This window comes from Serratia sp. CY83965, from assembly GCF_052166375.1.
Taxonomy (GTDB): domain Bacteria; phylum Pseudomonadota; class Gammaproteobacteria; order Enterobacterales; family Enterobacteriaceae; genus Serratia; species Serratia marcescens.
This window is the reverse complement of sequence record NZ_JBJNOV010000001.1, coordinates 629587-649829: the sequence shown is the minus strand read 5'-3', so window position 1 is coordinate 649829 and position 20243 is coordinate 629587. Positions and strand designations below refer to the sequence as shown.

Genomic DNA, 20243 nt, shown 5'->3' with positions numbered 1-20243 from the left:
GTTTCCATGCTCGATTCCACCCAATTCCCGATCGTCAAACGCTGGCCGGCTCAACATCCGGAACGGCTGCAGCTCTACTCTCTGCCGACGCCGAACGGCGTCAAAGTGTCCATCATGCTGGAAGAGATCGGCCTGCCTTATGAAGCGCACCTGATCGACATCGGCAACAACGAGACCTGGACGCCGGAATTCCTGGCGCTGAACCCGAACGGCAAGATCCCGGCGATCATCGATCCCGACGGCCCCGGCGGCCGGCCGCTGCCGCTGTTCGAATCCGGCGCCATTCTGCTCTACCTGGCGGAAAAGAGCGGCCGTTTCCTGCCGCAGGATCCGGCGCAGCGTTACGAAACCATTCAGTGGGTGTTCTTCCAGATGGCCGCCGTCGGCCCGATGTTCGGCCAGCTCGGTTTCTTCCATAAATTCGCCGGGCGCGAATATGAAGACAAGCGGCCGCTGGAGCGCTACAAAAACGAATCGAAACGCCTGCTCGGCGTGCTGGAAACGCGCCTGGAGGGCCGCGACTGGATCATGGGCGCGGAGTACACCATCGCCGATATCTCGCTGCTGGGCTGGGTGCGCAACCTGATCGGCTTCTATGAGGCGCGCGAACTGGTGGCGTTCGACAGTTTCCCCCGCGTCGCACAGTGGTTGGAGCGCGGTCTGGCGCGGCCGGCGGTGCAGCGCGGGCTGGCTATTCCGGCGCGCACGGCCTGAGACGCCAAACGGGGTGGCCGCCGGGCCATCCCGCCTTTCGCTGTCATAAAATTGTCATCCCTCTGCTCTACTCTTCTTACGTAACAATTTGATGTTATTTATATTGTTGTATTACGACAAGGAGCTTACCCCATGCAACCTGCTGTATCCCTGCTCGCCGGCGCCGTGCTGTCCGCCCTGCTCTGTTCCTCCGCCATCGCGGCGGAAACCTCGCCCAATGCTGATGGCCTGACCGAGCGCGCCGCGCGCGGCAACCTCGCCGAACCGGGCGGCGCCCGTCGTCTGGCCGGCGATCAGACCGCCGCGCTGAAGGCGTCACTGTCGGACAAAACGGCGAAAAACGTGATACTGCTGATCGGCGACGGCATGGGGGATTCCGAGATCACCGCCGCGCGCAACTACGCTGAAGGCGCAGGCGGTTACTTCAAGGGCATCGACGCCCTGCCGCTGACCGGGCAATACACCCACTACTCGCTGGACAAGAAAACCCACAAGCCGGATTACGTGACCGATTCCGCCGCCTCCGCCACCGCCTGGACCACCGGGGGGAAAACCTATAACGGCGCGCTCGGCGTGGACGTGAACGGCAAAGATCAGCCGACGCTGCTGGAGATCGCCAAGGCGGCCGGCAAGGCCACCGGCAACGTCTCCACCGCCGAGTTGCAAGACGCTACGCCGGCGGCGCTGGTGTCGCACGTCACCTCGCGCAAATGCTACGGCCCGGAGGAAACCAGCGAGAAATGCGCCACTAACGCACTGGAAAACGGCGGCCGCGGCTCCATTACCGAGCAGTTGCTGAAGACCCGCGCCGACGTCACGCTGGGCGGCGGCGCGAAGTCCTTCAACCAGCTGGCGAAAAGCGGCGAATGGCAAGGAAAATCGCTAAAAGATCAGGCGGCGGCGCAGGGTTACCAATGGGTGAGCAACGCGGATGAGCTGCAGGCCGTTACGTTGGCCAACCAGCAAAAACCGCTGCTGGGCCTGTTCGCCGACGGCAACATGCCGGTGCGCTGGTTGGGGCCGAAAGCCAGCTATCACGGCAACCTCGACAAGCCGGCGGTAACCTGCGAAAACAACCCGGCGCGCACCGCGGCCACGCCAACGCTGGCGGCGATGACCGAAAAAGCGATCGCGCTGTTGAAAGATAACCCGAACGGCTTCTTCCTGCAGGTCGAGGGCGCGTCGATAGATAAGCAGGATCACGCCGCCAACCCGTGCGGGCAGATTGGTGAAACCGTCGATCTGGACGAAGCGGTGCAAAAAGCGCTGGCCTTCGCCCGCGCCGACGGCAACACGTTGGTGATCGTCACCGCCGACCATGCGCACTCCAGCCAGATCGTCGCCGCCGGCGCCAAAGCGCCGGGCCTGACCCAGCTGCTGACCACCAAAGACGGCGCGCCGATGACCCTCAGCTACGGCAACTCGGAAGAAGAATCGCAGGGGCACACCGGCACCCAATTGCGCGTCGCGGCCTACGGTCCGCACGCCGCCAACGTGGTGGGATTGACCGATCAGACCGATCTATTCTTCACCATGCGCGATGCGATGGGCATCCAGTAACCGCCTTCCGCACGATGGCCGCCCGCAACGGCGGCCATTTATTATTGGTTACCGATAGGTATTTGCAATTTAACCGCAATTATTGTGTGATAACGAAATAACGTTTAATTGCGCGACAATTAACCCCCTAAAATAACGCGGTTATACGGCCTCTCCCCCCTCTTTGTTTATTACTGCGACAGCAACCGGCCTATTTTTGCTTATATTCATTTTTTTTAGTTACAAAAGTAGTTTTTAACATTCTCGCAAACAATAATACCCCGCCAGTAACGTGAACCGATCAATTTGCATCCGGACGGCCTGCAATAGTTCACTTTTCGTTAAATACCCTATTAACAAAAAGGCATTATCGCTGCCTATCGGCTCACGCCGGGCGGTCGGCTTCATTATTTTCCAGGGTAACTCCCGCTAAATTCTTTCACCTGCAATGAGTAGAATTTACACACAAGAGATTTAATTCAATGAGAAAATTACTCGTCCTGATTTTCAGTCTCAGCCTGTTTGGCGTTACGCAGCAGGCGGCGGCTGAAGAGAAGAATAAAACCGTCGACGTGGTGTTGATCGGCGGCGGCATCATGAGCGCCACCTTGGGTACCTATCTGCATGAGCTGGAGCCGACCTGGACCATCGACATGTATGAGCGCATGAACGGCGTGGCGGAAGAGAGCTCCAACGGCTGGAACAACGCCGGTACCGGCCACTCCGCCTTCAGCGAAATGAACTACACGCCGGAAAAAGCCGATGGCACCATCGACATCAGCAAGGCGGTGAAGGTCAACGAGTCTTTCGAAATCTCCCGTCAGTTCTGGTCTTATCAGGTGAAAAACAATGTCCTGAAAGATCCGAAATCCTTTATTAACAGCGTGCCGCACATGAGCTTCGTGTGGGGCGACGACAACGTCAACTTCCTGCGTAAACGCTACGCGGCGCTGCAGCACAGCACCCTGTTCCGCGGCATGGAATATTCCGAAGACCCTGAGCAAATCAAACAGTGGGCGCCACTGGTGATGAACGGCCGCGATCCGGCGCAGAAAATCGCCGCGACCCGCATGCCGCTGGGTACCGACGTTAACTTCGGCGTGATCACCCACCAGCTGGTTGACGCGCTGAGCGCCAGCGACAAGTTCAAGCTGAACCTGAGCCACGAAGTGCGCGACATCAAGCGCAACGCCGATCAGACCTGGAGCGTGACCGTTGCCGATCTGAACCGCGACGGCAAAGAAACCACCGTTAACGCCAAGTTCGTGTTCATCGGCGCAGGCGGCGCGTCCCTGACCCTGCTGCAGAAATCCGGCATCCCTGAAGCCGACGGCTACGGCGGCTTCCCGGTCGGCGGCCAGTTCCTGGTCACCACCAACCCGGCGATCGCCAACCAGCACCTGGCCAAAGTGTATGGCCTGGCCAGCGTAGGTTCGCCGCCGATGTCCGTGCCGCACCTGGATACCCGCATGCTGGACGGCAAGCGCGTGCTGCTGTTCGGGCCGTTCGCCACCTTCTCCAGCAAGTTCCTGAAGAACGGTTCGCTGTTCGATCTGATGCACTCGCTGAGCACCTCGAACCTGATGCCGATGACCCACGTCGGTCTGGATAACTTCGATCTGGTGAAATACCTGGTCGGCCAGCTGATGATGAACGACGACGATCGCTTCGCCGCGCTGAAAGAGTACTTCCCGGACGCCAAGCAGGCAGACTGGAAGCTGTGGACCGCAGGCCAGCGCGTACAGATCATCAAGAAAGACGCGGATAAAGGCGGCGTGCTGCAGTTCGGCACCGAAGTCGTCAGCTCTGAAGACGGCAGCATCGCCGCTCTGCTGGGCGCTTCGCCGGGCGCTTCCACCGCTGCGCCAATCATGCTGCACCTGATGGAAACCGTGTTCAAAGACAAAGTGGCAACGCCGGAATGGCAGAGCAAGCTGAAAGAGATCATCCCGTCCTACGGCCACACGCTGAACGGCGATATCGAGATGACCAACAAGATCCGCGGTTACACCAGCAGCGTACTGGGTCTGAACTACATTGAAGTGAAACCAGAAACTAACTGATTTTCCGTCACTTCCTACTGAAAAGGCCGCTTTATGCGGCCTTTCTTTTATCTCCCTGCCATTCAAAGAGCATTTTTGGCCACCTTTTTACCCCCGGTTTACCCTTGCGTAACGGCGCACTCACGCCTATTATCAAAGAATATACTTGGATAATTAAGCTAAGTCACTGTGACCTGAATGTCGTTTTTGCGGGAGAACTAAAACCATGGATCGCGTCAATATCATTCACGATTTACTAGACTGGATTGAAACTCATCTGGATCAGCCGCTGCTGCTGGATAACGTCGCCGCCAAGTCGGGCTACTCCAAATGGCACCTGCAGCGCATGTTCCGCAGCACCACCGGCCACGCGCTCGGCAGCTATATCCGCGAGCGGCGCCTGTCGCAGGCGGCGCAGGCGCTGCGCTCCACCCCACGCCCGATCCTGGATATCGCCCTGCAATACCATTTCGACTCTCAGCCTTCGTTCTCGCGCGCCTTCAAGAAACAGTTCGGCAAAACCCCAGCAGTGTATCGCCGCACCACCCGCTGGGACGTCGCAGAATGGCCGGCGCAGCCGATAGAAATGCAGGCCGAACCGCGCCATGATGCCCCTACGCTGCCCCGTTGGTACGCCGGCAAACCGCCGGAAGGCGTTTGCACCAGCTGGATGGGGCTGCGTTAATCAGCGCGGTATAAGGCACAAAAAAGGGTTCAGTTCGCGAGAACTGAACCCTTTCTTTTATTGACCAGGCACCGAATTATTTGAAGGTGACGTCAATATTCGCCGATGCGCTGAACGGCCCCACTTTCGGGTTGGTGCTCAACCATTTCAGGCTGGCCATAAAGTTCTTTTCAACGATGGTACCGTTGACCAGGCCCAGATCGACCGGGCTGTTCATCATGATCGGCGTATTTGGCGTCGCCGCCTGCGAGATCAAAATACCGAAGCCGCTGTCGCTGGTCGGCAGGATCACGCTGTTATCCTGCAGCGGATAAGTGCTGCTGAAGCTGGCCTGCAGCGTCTCCCCCTGGCAGTCCTGTCCGGTCGTCGGATCGGACATATTGGCGGCCACCGAGAACGGCACCTGCTTCTCGATTTTGCCCACCACCGCATTCTGACGCGGGATAGTGCCGAAGTTCACCGTCGAACCGTTGTTGGCCACCACGGTGATTTTCGGGTTGCAGGAAATAAACTGAATGTTGCCCAGCCCGGAAATGTAGGCGTTAAAGTTGCTGTTCGGCGTGCCGTTCAAGCCGCCGACGCCATCAACCTGAAATACCGAGTACGAGTTGTTGTCGTTGATCTTGCCGCCGGCCGGCGGTGCCTTGCCGGTTGCTTTAATATAGATGGCGTAAGACACGGTTACCGTCAGCGATCTGGCCGGAGACAAACAACGGCTGCCCGAACGGCGGCATTCCGTGCCGGGACCGACGTCCTGACGTGCGCCTTTAGTCGGTTTGACATCGATCCCCTGATAAGTGACACCCACTTCGATCGAATTATGGATCTGACTCATCCGGGACTGCGGATCCCAGTACAGGTAGGCATTTTCCCCTTTCGGGTTGTTCCAGTCATCCGTACATTGGAAGGTCGAGGTAAAAGTCTGCGAACGCCACAGCAACGCGCCCGGCGCGGTATTGGCGGTCGACACCTTGATGGCTTTATCCAGCACGATATCCTGGCGAATGCTGCCGTTCTGCTTACACGACAGCGCATAGCTGCTCTGCGAAAACGCGCCCAGCGTGACCAGCAGCCCAGCCGCCAACCCGAGATTCTTGTGCTTTAACAAAGAAGACATATCCTTTCCTTTTACGGTTTTCCGCAGGTCAGCGAAAGTTCCTGATAACCCATCAGCTGTTCGGTCGCCGCTTTCAATTCCGGCACCACCAGTGAGCAGCTTTCGCCCGCGTCGTTGCCCCATTTCACCAGCAGGCGATCCCCTGCGGAAGCCCCTGAAATATAAATATCGCCGTTGGTACCGACAGTACCGTTGTTCTTGCCGTCCGCACTGAAGACGTTGGCGCCAATCGGCGGTACGCTGCCGTCGGCCATCTTGCTGTGTACCAACAGGCTTTGGCCCGTGTGCGTTTCAAACTTCACGCGGGTGATTGCGCCGTAAGTCGGCACCACGTCTCTCGCCGCCATCGGGATATCCAGGCCGTTGCCGATATCTTCGGTGCGCAGCGCCACGCGGTTATGGCGGTATGGCGACGCAGAGGTCATCACCGCGTAACCGAAGCGGTCGATGGCGACACCCGGTTGGTTTTCGATACGAACGCCCTTGGCGTCTTTGGCTTCCACCAGCACAAACGTATTCTGCAGCGGCTGGGTCAACGTCACGCCGCCGGAGTGTGCGACGATGCCGCCCGCCACGCCCAACGAAGACTGCTGATAATCTTTGCTGTAGCTATAACCAGCATTGATGGTCCCCATGCTGCCCTGATAACCGACGTTGGCCGAGCTGGTTTGGCCCGAATAACGATCATGACCGCTTTGCACCGCATAGTTCAAGCGGTTGTCATCCAGCGCGGTGCCGCTCAGGCCGGCGCTGTAGGTATTGCCGCTCTGCTTGCTGTGGCCGGCGTTGAAGCTGGCGGTCATGTCCGACGAATCCTTGCTGAAGAAGCTGAACGGAATCGATACGGTCAGGTTGACGCTGCGGTCTTTATAGCCGTAGTTGCTGCGGCTGTCCTGATAGAAGACGCCATAGCTGATATTTTTATAGCTGCTGTTGAAACCGGTTTGTACGGTGCGGTCTTCGCCGGATCCGCCCCAGTAAGACTGGTTGCTGACGTTGGCGTACAGCGTCGAATTACCGGCGATGCGCTGGTTGACAGACAGCTCAACACGTTGGCGTTTGTTGTTGAAACGGCTGGTGTAATAGCTGCGACGGCGAGATTCCGCCCAGTCCGGCACGCCCAGGTTGCGATCGTTTTGATCGTAGTAATCGTTACGGTAATAACCGTTCTCATAGCGTTCGCGCTCGGCAACCGCATCGGAGAAATCATAATAGCCGGAGGTCGAGTAACGGTAACCGGCAATGCGGAATTCCGTCCCCCAATCGTTGAGCGACTTGGAATACAGGAAACGGAAACTCTCCCCCTGCTTGTCATCGCCGTTCACCAGGTTGGTGTCGGAATAGGACATATCAAAAGAGACAGCCCCCCAGTTCCCCAGGTTTTTACCGAGGCCCACGACCGCTGAACGGTAGTTTTCCGCCACCAGCACGCCACCGTAAGGCGTGATGTCATACGCCATACCGTGCGACAAGGTGCCTTGGACAAACTTGGGCTGATAGCGGCTGGTGCCATCGTGGTATTTACCGGCGGTCAGCTGATAGTTCCAAATCCCTTCGCGCAGCATGTTCGGCACCGAGGAGAACGGCACGACGAAAGAGGTTCTCGAACCGTTGGCTTCGATAACCGTCACGTCCAGGTTACCGCTCAGGGTGCTTGGGAAAATGTCCGTCAGCGCAAACGGCCCTGGCGGCACGTTGGTGCTGTAAATGGTATAGCCGTTCTGACGCACTTCAACGCGCGCGTTGGTCGTCGCCACACCGCGCACCACCGGCGCATAGCCGCGCTGGCTTTCCGGCAGCATGTCGTCGGCGCTGGACATCTGCACACCGCGGAACTGAATGCTGTCGAAAACATTGTTATTAGTGTTGGTCTGGCCGATCACCAGACGGCTGCGCAGAGAAACGATGTCCGTTTCCGCCCAGCTGGAAATGTTCTTCCAATGCGTACCGGCGCCCGACTGTTGGTTCAACGTCGAGTTGTTGCGCAGGCGCCAATCGCCAATATTGAGGCCATTATTAAGGCTCAGGAAGTAATAGTCGGAAGTCTTGTCGTTCTGGTTGTTGCCGTAGCGGTTATGAGTGCCGCTAAAGTTATAGTTAACAAAGCCGGCATTGATGCCGCGATCGTAAACTTTCGGCGAAATGGCGCCTTGCGGGCGCGGGATCAGAAACACCTGCGGCACTTCCAGATCCATACGCTGTACGGCGGCGTCATAGCTCAGCTTGGCGCCGGAGATCTGTTGTGGCAATGCGTAGCATTGCGCGGCACCGGCGGTGGTCAGATCGCCGGGCAGCTTTACGCCGTAATCCTGGTAGTCCACCGCCGTCAGGCACGGCGCTACCGGAGAGTCTTTGGATTCTTTCTTGAACTCGATTTCGCGGTGATCGATACGCTGCCCGTTGAGATAGATATCAAACGGATATTTACCCGGCAGAATATCATCCCCGCTGGCCAACGACGCCACCTGGGCGATATTGTCATCGCCATGGATGAAGGAGGTGTTGAACTGCTCCTCCGCCATGGCCATCTGTGAGAATGAAAAAGGCACAGCAGAAAAATAAATTACACCATTAATCAGCTTCACCAAACGTTTTGGCGCGAGGGTTGTTATTCTTTTGTGTGCCATTTCTTTCATTCCTTGAAGTGCTTCAAATCAATTCAGTGCGACGTTTTTAATCTCGGTGTGACCGCCATAGTCGTTGATATAGGTAAACGACATAGTGTTGGCTGATTGCGCCCCCTGAGGCAGGGAGATGCGCAGGCTGTCGTGTGGCTTGACCATGTCGGCGTTCACTTTCCAGCTCTTGCCGCCGCTCTTCAGGTTCAGCACGCCCAGCGTGACGAACAGCGGGCCATCGTTAGTCACGACTAAATTGCCGCCCTGGCGCTTCCACTTCAGCGCTTCCGCCTGCTGTTGCAGGTTGGTTTTCAACGAATCCGGGCGATAGAACAGTTTGATACGGGTACGGATCGCCACCTGCAGCACGTTATCTTGCTTAGGCGTTGGCGGAATTTCCTGTACGTTGACCCAGAGCAGAGATTCTCTGTCCTGCGGCAAACCGCTGCCGGAATAGATAAAACGCAAAATGGCGTCTTTCTTGGCAGCCAGCTTCAAAATGGGTGGCGTCACCACGATCGGCAAATTCTTAGGCATCTGGCTTGCATCGCCAGTATCCAGCCAGGTTTGCACCATGTAGGTATCGTCGCTGTCATTGCTGATTGAGAGCGATGCGGATTTACTTGCACTGTTATAGATGACACGCGTCGCATCAACCTGAATGCCGGCAAAGGCATTAACAGAGAATGCGAATAAAATACCAGTCAGAATTTTTTTCATCGGAATGTCTCAACTCTCAAAATTTAGCCATCCTTGGCCAATAACTCTATCTATCCTGCCAGCGAATTATTTGTATTCGATGGTGAAGGTAGCGTTAGAGTTTGCCTGACCGGCAGTTACCAGATCCTGGAAGGATTTGTAACGAGCGCGCAGGTTGAAAGTCGCAGCGCCTGGGTTATCGCCATCAGCAGCAACGGTTACGGTAGCTGGGGTAGCCACTTCCTGAGAGATTGGCAGAGTAGAACCGTTGTTATCCAGAATTTCAACGCCAACGCCAGTCGCGCCGCCAGTTACAGCCAACAGCTCTGGGTGGCCGGCTGGGGTGTTACCGTCGAAACGCAGGGTGTAGTTACCCGCTTCACATTTCTCCAGGCTGATATCGAAAGCTTTAGCACCGCTGGTAGAACCGGCAGTTGGGAAAGCGGTGGTAGGATATTTACCCAGGTAAACTTCTTTATTCTGGTCTTTATCAACAACTTTACAGGTGGACTGTACAATTTCACCGGTGAATTTAACGTTGCCGTTTGCTGCCATTGCGTTGGAAGCAGTTGCAGACAATACCAGGGCAGCCAAAGGCAATAATACTTTTTTCATTTCCAGCTCCATAGAACAATAAAATAATCGATTCAGTGGCGGGCTTATATATATATTGCCGCCACTGAGCATACACTCAGCGATAGCACTCCCTTGCTGAAAAGGAGCGTTGCCTCGATGAACTCATTGCCGGACGAAATATAGACTAAGCATATTCTTAATGTTAAATCGTTTAAAACATTCATAAGCCCCCTCTTGATAGGAATAAACTATCGGCGGATACCTATCGATCGATGTTGACGATTCATATGAATAGGAATAATCTGTGTTTGGGAAAGCTGCAGAGTTCAAGATTTTGCGTTAAGGCCTGAAAATCAGAATATTATCCCGAATATTTACACTTAGTAACATATTGCGACGTTTGGACTTTGGCACGAATTACGCGTTTAATGGTCTGTCGACACGTTTCGGCCATCCTGACGCTTTAAATAAGAAATTTACCAATAAACCTGGAGTAACTTTCTTTTTAACCATTAAAAATCAACAAGTTAAATATCAATCCAAGGATTGGGAAATGAGCGGTTCTTTCAGAGAGAAAAATAACGGCATTAATTATGTTTTTCAGCCAATGTTCGCGAAATCGGGACAATTGCTGGCCGTTGAATGTCTGTCTCGCTTTACGTTTAATAGCGAATACGCCCATTTTTCTCCTGAACAGTTCTTTCGTCACGCCGACAGCGCAACCCGGATTGAGATTTTGATGGATCAGATCAATCTGATCGATAAATACAAACACTGGTTTCATGAAAACCAAGTGATAGCCACTTTGAATGTTGACGATTATTCCCTGCAATCGCTGGCGAATACTCACTTTGCCGAAAGAATTAATGCCCTGCGCTGTATTCATTTTGAGATCAGCGAGAATTCAACCCGGCTGGTGAAAGATCGCGTGCACGGCGATCCGTCATTGAATAGTTATTCATTTTGGCTCGATGATTTTGGTTCTGGCTATGCGGGTTTTTCCGCGTTGTACAACAGCCAGTTCCGCTTCGTTAAGCTCGACCGTTTTTTGCTTTGGGACTTTATGAAAAAGTCCGGCGGCGAGGGCTTGATGCGCGCGTTACTGCGCTTCTTTTACCTTAATCATTACAAGGTAATTATCGAAGGAGTTGAAACTCCCGAACACAAGAAATGGCTGGATGAAATGCCATATTACGCACTGCAGGGAAAGCTGTGGAAGGAATCCAGCATCAAGGATTTGAACTCGCTTCTTACAGCTGAATACTTTTAACTCGGTATTGGTGTTTGCCCTATGTCTAAAAACAACGTTCTTGTGATTAGTGAGTGTAAGTACAGCTATGTTGGCCTGTCGGTGCTGCTGAAGAAACACTACGGCGCGTACGATATCCGCCTGTTTTCCGATTTCATGCATGGCGGCGCCAAAGCGGAGAAGATCACCAAGCACGATATCGCGCTGATTTTCACCTCGCAAAACCTGGAACAGAGCGTCAACGTGATAGAAAGCCTGGTGTCCCTGCATCAGCAATACAACAGCAAGACGCGCCTGCTGGTGTTCTATGACGACGAGCGCGTAGTGAAACTGCTGTCGATCCTGGGGATTTCCGTTGAGTTGGTTTCTACCCGCATTCCGCTTTATTCGCTGCAGGAAAAAATCCAGCGGCTGCTGGAAAGCAAGGAACCGGGCGGCATCCGGGTGCAGAAAACCCGCGAGCTCAGCCCGGCGGAAAGCGACGTGATCTTCAATCTGCTGCGCGGCGACAGCCTGCTGCACATTGCGGAAAAACGCGGCACGCACCCGAAAACCATCTTCTCGCAAAAATACAGCGCGATGAAAAAGCTGCGGCTGCGCAGCATGAGCACCATCTTCGTCGCCGGAAAATAAATATCTTGGCTTGTTGCGCGGCACGCCGCGCGGCAACCCCCTTCCGCCAGGTTAAATTAATGTAACAACCGGCGACAAAGCAGCAACAGACACACAACATCCTCTCCTGTTGGTTACGATTTGCACACGGATTATCCGTGAGTCATGTCGTGTGGATTAAAATAAACATCAGGAGATGTTATGAAGTCGTCCTTATTCAGCCGCTATACCTGCTTTGTGCTGAGCATCTTGCTCACCCTGGTTTTCTTGATCATGATGCACAACCATCCGTGGTTCTGGCTGCCGGCCCTGGCCTGCGGTTGCCTGATGGTGCTGGGTATCTACGATCTCACGCAGCAGCGCCACGCCATCTGCCGCAACTACCCGATCATCGGCCGCCTGCGCTTCTTCTTCGAGTTCATCCGCCCGGAACTGCGCCAGTATTTCCTCGAGCAGGATAATGAAGAGATCCCGTTTTCGCGCACCCAGCGCACGCTGGTGTATCGCCGTGCGAAAAATGAGATGGGTGACAAACCGTTCGGCACCCTGCTGGACGTCTACCAAACCGGCTATGAGTGCATCGGCCACTCCATGCGGCCGGTGGAAGCCGCCGACCCAACCAGTTTCCGCATCACCATCGGCGGCGCCGATTGCCGCCAGCCCTACTCCGCGTCGATCTTCAACATTTCGGCCATGAGCTTCGGCGCGCTCTCCGCCAACGCCATCCGCGCGCTCAACCTCGGCGCGGCCAAGGGCAACTTCTACCACGACACCGGTGAGGGCAGCATCAGCCGCTATCACCGCGAAAACAACGGCGATCTGGTGTGGGAGCTGGGCAGCGGCTATTTCGGCTGCCGCACCGCCGACGGCCATTTCGATCCGCGCCGCTTTGCCGAACAAGCGCAAAGCCCGCAGGTGAAAATGATTGAAATCAAGCTCAGCCAGGGCGCTAAACCCGGCCACGGCGGCATTCTGCCGGCGAAGAAGGTGGATGCGGAAATCGCTGCCACCCGCGGCGTGCCGGAAGGCGTGGATTGCATCTCGCCGGCTTCGCACAGCGCCTTCACCACCCCGCTGGAAATGATGCAGTTCATCCAACAGCTGCGCGAGCTGTCAGGCGGCAAGCCGGTCGGTTTCAAGCTGTGCATCGGCCACCCGTGGGAGTTCGTCGCCATCGTCAAGGCGATGCTGCACACCCGCATCCTGCCGGACTTCATCGTGGTGGACGGCAAGGAAGGCGGCACCGGCGCCGCGCCGCTCGAACTCTCCAACTATATGGGCATGCCGCTGCGCGAAGGGCTGCTGTTCGTGCATAACACGCTGGTGGGCTGCGGCCTACGCGACCAAATCAAGATTGGCGCCAGCGGCAAGATCATCAGCGCCTTTGACATCGCCAGCGTGCTGGTGCTCGGCGCCGACTGGGTGAACTCGGCGCGCGGCTTTATGTTCGCCGTCGGCTGCATCCAGTCGCAAAGCTGCCACACCAACCACTGCCCGACCGGCGTCGCGACGCAAGATCCGCTGCGGCAAAAGGCGCTGGTGGTGCCGAACAAGGCGGAACGCGTCTACCACTTCCATCAAAATACGGTGAAAGCGCTGGCGGACATGCTGGCGGCGGCCGGCGTCAGCCGCCCGGAGCAGCTGACCTCGCACCATATGCTGCGCCGCATCACGCCGACCGAGATCAAGGTGTACGCCGATATCTATTACTACCTGGAGCCCGGCGCGCTGCTGCAGCCGGAGATCAAAAGCGAGTTCTACGCCCGCATGTGGCGCATGGCGACGCCCACCAGTTTCGATCAGGCGATCTCGCTGCCGGCGGCATGATGGGATAAGGGATAAAAGAGAGTTGCCCCCTCGCCTTGGGGAAGAGCATATGGAGAGGGGTTGCTTGCTACGGCGGCCCTCCCCCTCAACGGCGAGAGGGCGTGTCGGTTACTGCTTGCGCACCGGCGCATCGCCGGCGACGTAGTAGTCGGCGGTGCTGCGCGGCAGCGGCGTGCGCTGGCGAATGCGATCGGCGATCTTCTCGGCGATCATGATGGTGGTGGCGTTCAGGTTGCCGGTGATGATCAGCGGCATGATTGACGCATCCACCACCCGCAATCCTTCCATGCCGTGCACCCGGCCCTGGCCGTCGACCACCGCCATTTCGTCTTCGCCCATCTTGCACGAGCAGGACGGGTGGAAGGCGGTTTCGGCGTGCTCGCGCACGAAGGCGTCCAACTGCTCGTCGGTCTGCACCTCCGGCCCTGGGCTAATCTCGCGGCCGCGGTATTCGTCCAAGGCCGGCTGCGCCATGATTTCGCGCGTGATGCGGATAGCGTCGCGGAACTCCTGCCAATCCTGTTCGGTCGCCATGTAGTTGAACAGAATGCTCGGATGCTGGCGCGGATCTTTCGATTTCACCTGCACCCGGCCGCGGCTCGGCGAACGCATCGAACCGACGTGCGCCTGGAAACCGTGCTCTTTCACCGCGTTGCTACCGTTGTAGTTAATCGCCACCGGCAGGAAGTGATACTGAATGTTCGGCCAGGCGAACTCTGCGCGGCTGCGAATGAAACCGCCGGCCTCGAACTGGTTGCTGGCGCCGATGCCGGTGCCGTTGAACAGCCACTCCGCACCGATCTTCGGCTGGTTAAACCATTGCAACGCCGGGTACAGCGACACCGGTTTCTTGCAGGCGTACTGCAGGTACATCTCCAGGTGATCCTGCAGGTTTTCCCCTACCCCCGGCAGATCGTGCACCACGTTGATGTCCAGACTTTTCAGCAGCGCCGCCGGGCCGACACCCGAACGCTGCAGAATTTGCGGCGAGGCGATGGCGCCGGCGCACAGCAGCACTTCGCGGCGCGCTTTGGCATGGGTCAGCTGATTGCTGTCGCCCTGCAGATAGTTGACGCCCACTGCGCGCTTGCCCTCGAACACGATATGGTCGGTCAGCGCATGGGTGACGATCTTCAGGTTCGGCCGTGAACGCGCCTGATCAAGATAACCGCGGGCGGTGCTGGCGCGGCGCCCTTTCGGCGTCACGGTGCGGTCCATCGGGCCGAATCCTTCCTGCTGGTAACCGTTCAGATCGTCGGTGCGCGGATAGCCCGCCTGTACGCCGGCTTCCACCATGGCGTGGAACAGTTCGTTGTTGCCGGCCTTCGGCGTGGTGACGCTCACCGGGCCATCACCGCCGTGGTAATCGTTCGGGCCGATATCGCGCGTTTCCGCCTTGCGGAAATACGGCAGACAGTCCAGATAGGTCCAGTCTTCCAGACCCGGCGCCTTGGCCCAGTTGTCGAAGTCCATCGCGTTGCCGCGAATGTAACACATGCCGTTGATCAGGGATGAACCGCCCAGCCCTTTGCCGCGGCCGCATTCCATCCGGCGGTTGTTCATGTGCGGCTCAGGATCGGTTTCATACGCCCAGTTATAGCGGCGGCCCTGCAGCGGAAACGCCAGCGCGGCCGGCATCTGGGTACGGAAATCCATCCGGTAATCCGGGCCGCCGGCTTCCAGCAGCAGGACGCTGACGTCGGCGTCTTCGGTCAATCGGGTGGCTAACACGTTGCCGGCGGAACCGGCACCGATAATGATGTAGTCAAATTCCATTCATTATCTCCTAAATATTCATATGCCTGAATGATGCGAATGGCTTGAATTCCGCATGCTGAATATATCAAGGCAGTTTTGGATGCAAAAAAGGATATATCCCCTATGGATTTCGAGTTACAGCTAGCCGGCAAGGGCGCAGAGCCCCAGGAGCTTACTCAAGTAAGTGACTGGGGTCTGCGCTCGCAGCCAACAACGCTGTAGCTGGAAAGACGACGGGGATAGTTAAAATACCGAGGCGTATTCGCCCAGCTCGACCTGCACCGATTTGATCTGGGTGTAGTGCTCCAGCGTGGTCAGGCCGTTTTCGCGGCCGACGCCGGACTGCTTATAGCCGCCGACCGGCATTTCCGCCGCCGACTCGCCCCAGGTGTTGATCCAGCAAATGCCGGCTTCCAGCTGGTGGATCACGCGGTGCGCGCGGGCCAGATCGTGGGTCACCACGCCCGCGGCCAGGCCGAAGGTGGTGTCGTTGGCGCGGCGCACCACTTCCTCTTCGCTCTGGTAGCTGAGGATGCTCATCACCGGTCCGAAGATCTCTTCGCGCACGATTTCCATGTCGTCGCGGCAGTCGCTGAATACCGTCGGCGCCACATAAGCGCCCTTGCCGAATTCGCCGTGGGTGACGCGTTCGCCGCCGCACAGCAGGCGCGCGCCGCTGTTTTTGCCGCTCTCGATAAAGCGCAGCACCGATTCCATATGCGCGAAGCTGACCAGCGGCCCGAAGTTGGTTTGCGGATCGGTCGGATCGCCGAGGCGAATGCGTTTCACGCGCTCGAGAATTTTCGCCTCAAACTGCACCTGCAGCGCCGCCGGCACGAAGACGCGGGTGCCGTTGGTGCACACCTGGCCGGAACTGTAGAAGTTGGCCATCATGGCGATATCGGCGGCGCGATCCAGATCGGCGTCGTCGAAGATAATCAGCGGCGACTTGCCGCCCAGTTCCATGGTGACTTCCTTCAGCGTCGAACCCGACGCGTTGGCCATCACCTTCTTGCCGGTTTTCACCCCGCCGGTGAAAGAGACTTTGGCGATGCCCGGATGGTCGGTCAGGTACTGCCCCACCTCCGCGCCGCTGCCGGTCACCACGTTGAACACGCCGTCCGGCAGGCCGGCTTCGGTGTAGATTTCCGCCAGCTTCAGCGCCGTCAGCGACGTGACTTCACTCGGTTTGAAAATCATCGCATTGCCCGCCGCCAGGGCCGGCGCGGACTTCCACAGCGCGATCTGAATCGGGTAGTTCCAGGCGCCGATGCCGGCCACCACGCCCAGCGGTTCGCGGCGTGTGTAGACGAACGAGGTATCGCGCAGCGGGATCTGCTCGCCTTCAATGGCCGGGATCAGGCCGGCGTAGTACTCCAGCACGTCGGCGCCGGTGACGATGTCCACCGCGGTGGTTTCCGACATCGCTTTACCGGTATCCAGCGTTTCCAGCGCCGCCAGCTCATCGTTGCGCTCGCGCAGAATATCCACCGCGCGACGCAGGATGCGCGAACGCGCCATCGCCGTCATCGCCGCCCACACCTTCTGCCCGCTGGCCGCGCTGGCCACCGCACGATCGACGTCTTCAGCGCCGGCGGACTGGACTTCAGCCAGAACTTCGCCGTTCGCCGGATTAATGGCGTTGAAGGTTTTTCCAGCGGTGCTGTCTACATAGGCGCCATGAATATAGAGCTTCTGCAAGCCAAAACGGGACATAGGATCTCCTTGAGTTAGCCTCCGGGCGGCGTTTGCCCCCGGAGTTGGAACGTGATGTATTCGGTCGTGAGCGCCAGCGCCTGCGCCTGATTGAACGCCGAACCGCGCAGCGCGCTGCGCAGCCACAGCCCATCGATCAGCGCCGCCAGCCCCTTGGCCGCCAACCGCGCCTGCGGCTGCGGCATGACGCGGCGAAACTCGGCGCACAGGTTGGAATAAAGCCGGCGGCCGTTCACCTGTTGCAGCCGGTTGAGCTGCGGCTGGTGCAGGCTGCTGGCCCAAAAGGCCAGCCAGGTCTTCATCGCCGCGCTGTTGATCTGGCTGTCGTCGAAGTTGCCGGCGACGATCGCCTGCAGCCGCGCCGCCGGGCTGTTATCGGTGAGCGCCTGCAAGCGCAATTTCACCGCCTCGCCCAGATGGCTGATCAGATAGCGCATCGTGGCTTCCAGCAGGCCGTTCTTGTCCTTGAAATAATGGCTGATGATGCCGTTGGAAACGCCGGCCCGCCGCGCAATCTGCGCGATGGTGGCGTCATGCATTCCCACTTCGTTTACCGCGGCGAGCGTGGCATCAATCAACTGCTGCCTTCTGATTGGCTGCATTCCTACCTTTGGCATATTTCGACTCTCACAAAACCGACTTCGGCCTTATCTCAGCGGGCAAATTTCACTGCCGTTTCGCCCGTGATTCAGGTCATCATGAGGACTATTAAACTTTTTTTTGATTGAACGTTCAATAAAAATTGCATATATTTTATTGCCGCCTGGTTAAAAATTTGTACTATCTGGTTGTGGAACTGGCTGATTTTTGTGAGGTAATTAACGAATCTGACCAAAATCAGTGGCTGTAAGCGGTTCCCGCCGCGAAGCGCTCCGGTGCTTCAGCAACAGGCGAAAGCGGCGTTACTCAGGCCATTCCCATGGGGATGGTCGCCGCCTTTATTCGCCCGTTTTCCGGCGGCGCCAACGCGCCCCGAAATGCGGAGCGGCACGATTTTACTCAGTTCAGAGGATGACGATGACAACACGCGAAACCTCCTCCAAACCGCAGCAGGACCGCCTCAACCCTGTGGTTTTCTTCACCTCGGCGGGGCTGATCCTAGCCTTCTCGCTGATGACCATCTTTTTCACCGACTTCTCCGGGCAGTGGATCACCCGCACGCTGAATTGGGTGTCGACCACCTTCGGTTGGTACTACCTGCTGGCGGCGACGCTGTACATCGTGTTCGTGGTGTTTATCGCCGCCTCGCGCTTCGGTTCCATCAAGCTCGGGCCGGAACAGTCCAAACCGGAGTTCAGCCTGATGAGTTGGGCGGCGATGCTGTTCGCCGCCGGCATCGGCATCGACCTGATGTTCTTCTCGGTCGCCGAGCCGGTGACCCAGTACATGATGCCGCCGGAAGGCGACGCGCAAACGCTGGAGGCCGCGCGCCAGGCGATGGTCTGGACGCTGTTCCACTACGGCCTGACCGGCTGGTCGATGTATGCGCTGATGGGCATCGCCCTCGGCTACTTCAGTTATCGCTACAATCTGCCGCTGACCATCCGCTCGGCGCTGTACCCGATCTTCGGTAAGCGCATCAACGGTCCGATCGGCCACAGCGTGGACATCGCCGCGGTGCTCGGCACCATCTTCGGCATCGCCACCACGCTGGGCATCGGCGTGGTGCAGCTCAACTACGGCCTCAAGGTATTGTTCGAGATCCCGGAAAACCTGACGGTGCAGGGCTCGCTGATTCTGCTGTCGGTGATCATGGCCACCATCTCGGTGACTTCCGGCGTCAATAAGGGCATCCGCATCCTGTCCGAGCTGAACGTGCTGCTGGCGCTGGGTCTGATCCTGTTCGTGTTGTTCTTCGGCGACACCGAGTTCCTGCTCAACGCGCTGGTGCTTAACGTCGGCGATTACGTCAACCGCTTTATGGGCATGACGCTCAACAGCTTCGCCTTCGATCGGCCGGTGGAATGGATGAACAACTGGACGCTGTTCTTCTGGGCCTGGTGGGTGGCGTGGTCGCCGTTCGTCGGCCTCTTCCTGGCGCGCATCTCGCGCGGGCGCACCATTCGTCAGTTCGTGGTCGGCACGCTGATCATACCGTTCGTGTTTACCCTGCTGTGGCTGTCTATCTTCGGCAACAGCGCACTGTACCAGATCATCCACGGCAACGCCGAGTTTGCTCAGGAAGTGATGCAGTTCCCGGAGCGCGGCTTCTACAGCCTGCTGGCGCAATACCCCGGCTTCACCTTCAGCGCCTCGGTGGCCACCATCACCGGCCTGCTGTTCTACGTCACCTCGGCGGACTCCGGCTCGCTGGTGTTGGGCAACTTCACCTCGCGCCTGGCCGACATCAATAATGATGCGCCGAACTGGCTGCGGATTTTCTGGTCGGTGGCCATCGGCCTGCTGACCATCGGCATGCTGATGACCGACGGCGTGCCGGCGCTGCAGAAAACCACGGTGATCATGGGCCTGCCGTTCAGCTTCGTGATCTTCTTCGTGATGGCCGGGCTGTATAAATCGCTGCGGGTGGAAGACTACCGCAAGGCCAGCGCGCTCAGCACCCTGGCGCCGGTGCCGGTCTCCAGCCACGACGTGCTCAACTGGAAACAGCGTCTGTCGCGGGTGATGAACTACCCGGGCACGCAGTACACGCAGAAAATGTTGGATAAGGTTTGCCGTCCGGCGATGCAGGACGTGGCGCGCGAGCTGGAGTTGCGCGGCGCGAAAGTGGAGTTCAGCGAAGTGCCGCCGACCGAAGACGAACGCCTGAACCACCTGGAGCTGCTGGTGCACCTGGGCGAGGAACAGAACTTTATCTATCAGATCTGGCCGATGCGCTACTCGGTGCCGGGCTTCACCTACCGCGCCCGCTCCGGCAAGTCGCACTACTACCGGCTGGAAACCTTCCTGATGGAAGGCACCCAGGGCAACGACCTGATGGACTACAGCAAGGAACAGGTGATTGGCGATATCCTCGACCAGTATGAGAAGCACCTGAACTTCCTGCACATTCATCGCGAAGCGCCGGGGGGCACCCTGACCTTCCCGGATATGTGACGGTCAATCAATAACGAGAGGGCGTAGCCAGGCT

General features: G+C 57.6%; 15 protein-coding genes. 8 read left to right on the top strand and 7 right to left on the bottom strand.

Annotated features, from left to right (window positions below; genetic code table 11):
- Positions 1-6 precede the first annotated feature (6 nt).
- From ACJ8PL_RS03275 to ACJ8PL_RS03260, 4 genes are all read left to right on the top strand, one after another.
- Positions 7-714: a glutathione S-transferase N-terminal domain-containing protein gene (locus tag ACJ8PL_RS03275; RefSeq protein WP_016928477.1), complete on the top strand. Its 708-nt coding sequence runs from the start codon at positions 7-9 to the stop codon at positions 712-714.
- A gap of 132 nt (positions 715-846) precedes the next feature.
- Complete coding sequence (gene phoA, locus ACJ8PL_RS03270) at positions 847-2274, top strand: alkaline phosphatase (RefSeq protein WP_097102492.1); 1428 nt, start codon at positions 847-849, stop codon at positions 2272-2274.
- 461 nt (positions 2275-2735) lie between these two features.
- Entirely contained in the window at positions 2736-4316 is a 1581-nt protein-coding gene (gene mqo, locus ACJ8PL_RS03265; protein WP_442530816.1) for a malate dehydrogenase (quinone), read from the top strand.
- A gap of 205 nt (positions 4317-4521) precedes the next feature.
- Positions 4522-4980: a helix-turn-helix domain-containing protein gene (locus ACJ8PL_RS03260; RefSeq protein ID WP_004939075.1), complete on the top strand. Its 459-nt coding sequence runs from the start codon at positions 4522-4524 to the stop codon at positions 4978-4980.
- A 76-nt stretch (positions 4981-5056) separates the two neighbouring features.
- Here the strand turns inward: ACJ8PL_RS03260 and ACJ8PL_RS03255 are convergent, their stop codons facing one another.
- The 4 genes from ACJ8PL_RS03255 to ACJ8PL_RS03240 form a co-directional block, all read right to left on the bottom strand.
- Positions 5057-6097 carry a fimbrial protein gene (locus tag ACJ8PL_RS03255; RefSeq protein ID WP_016928480.1) on the bottom strand — a complete coding sequence of 347 codons (1041 nt, stop codon included), beginning with the start codon at positions 6095-6097 and terminating at the stop codon, positions 5057-5059.
- An 11-nt stretch (positions 6098-6108) separates the two neighbouring features.
- The gene (locus ACJ8PL_RS03250) at positions 6109-8724 is read right to left on the bottom strand and encodes a fimbria/pilus outer membrane usher protein (protein WP_028127938.1); all 2616 of its coding nucleotides are present in this window, start codon (positions 8722-8724) and stop codon (positions 6109-6111) included.
- A 27-nt stretch (positions 8725-8751) separates the two neighbouring features.
- Positions 8752-9435, bottom strand: a complete 684-nt coding sequence (locus tag ACJ8PL_RS03245) for a fimbrial biogenesis chaperone (RefSeq protein WP_016928482.1) — start codon at positions 9433-9435, stop codon at positions 8752-8754.
- A gap of 66 nt (positions 9436-9501) precedes the next feature.
- Positions 9502-10029: a fimbrial protein gene (locus ACJ8PL_RS03240; protein ID WP_004939088.1), complete on the bottom strand. Its 528-nt coding sequence runs from the start codon at positions 10027-10029 to the stop codon at positions 9502-9504.
- A 514-nt stretch (positions 10030-10543) separates the two neighbouring features.
- Here ACJ8PL_RS03240 and ACJ8PL_RS03235 point away from each other — a divergent pair.
- The 3 genes from ACJ8PL_RS03235 to ACJ8PL_RS03225 all read left to right on the top strand — a co-directional run bounded on the left by ACJ8PL_RS03235 (position 10544) and on the right by ACJ8PL_RS03225 (position 13678).
- A complete protein-coding gene (locus ACJ8PL_RS03235; protein ID WP_016928483.1) occupies positions 10544-11260 on the top strand; it encodes an EAL domain-containing protein in 717 nt (238 codons plus the stop codon).
- Between the two features lie 21 nt (positions 11261-11281).
- Positions 11282-11872 carry a LuxR family transcriptional regulator gene (locus tag ACJ8PL_RS03230; RefSeq protein WP_004939094.1) on the top strand — a complete coding sequence of 197 codons (591 nt, stop codon included), beginning with the start codon at positions 11282-11284 and terminating at the stop codon, positions 11870-11872.
- Positions 11873-12052: 180 nt separating this feature from the next.
- A complete protein-coding gene (locus tag ACJ8PL_RS03225; RefSeq protein ID WP_015377182.1) occupies positions 12053-13678 on the top strand; it encodes an FMN-binding glutamate synthase family protein in 1626 nt (541 codons plus the stop codon).
- A 108-nt stretch (positions 13679-13786) separates the two neighbouring features.
- Here the strand turns inward: ACJ8PL_RS03225 and betA are convergent, their stop codons facing one another.
- The 3 genes from betA to betI all read right to left on the bottom strand — a co-directional run bounded on the left by betA (position 13787) and on the right by betI (position 17769).
- Entirely contained in the window at positions 13787-15454 is a 1668-nt protein-coding gene (betA, locus tag ACJ8PL_RS03220) for a choline dehydrogenase (RefSeq protein WP_016928485.1), read from the bottom strand.
- Between the two features lie 225 nt (positions 15455-15679).
- Positions 15680-17152 (bottom strand): betaine-aldehyde dehydrogenase, encoded by a 1473-nt coding sequence (betB, locus tag ACJ8PL_RS03215; protein ID WP_342097267.1) that lies wholly within the window; start codon positions 17150-17152, stop codon positions 15680-15682.
- Between the two features lie 14 nt (positions 17153-17166).
- On the bottom strand, positions 17167-17769 hold the full coding sequence (gene betI / locus ACJ8PL_RS03210) for a transcriptional regulator BetI (RefSeq protein WP_004939107.1): 603 nt from the start codon (positions 17767-17769) through the stop codon (positions 17167-17169).
- A 400-nt stretch (positions 17770-18169) separates the two neighbouring features.
- Here betI and ACJ8PL_RS03205 point away from each other — a divergent pair, with 400 nt between their 5' ends.
- Complete coding sequence (locus ACJ8PL_RS03205; RefSeq protein ID WP_004939112.1) at positions 18170-20209, top strand: choline transporter; 2040 nt, start codon at positions 18170-18172, stop codon at positions 20207-20209.
- Positions 20210-20243: the final 34 nt, after the last annotated feature.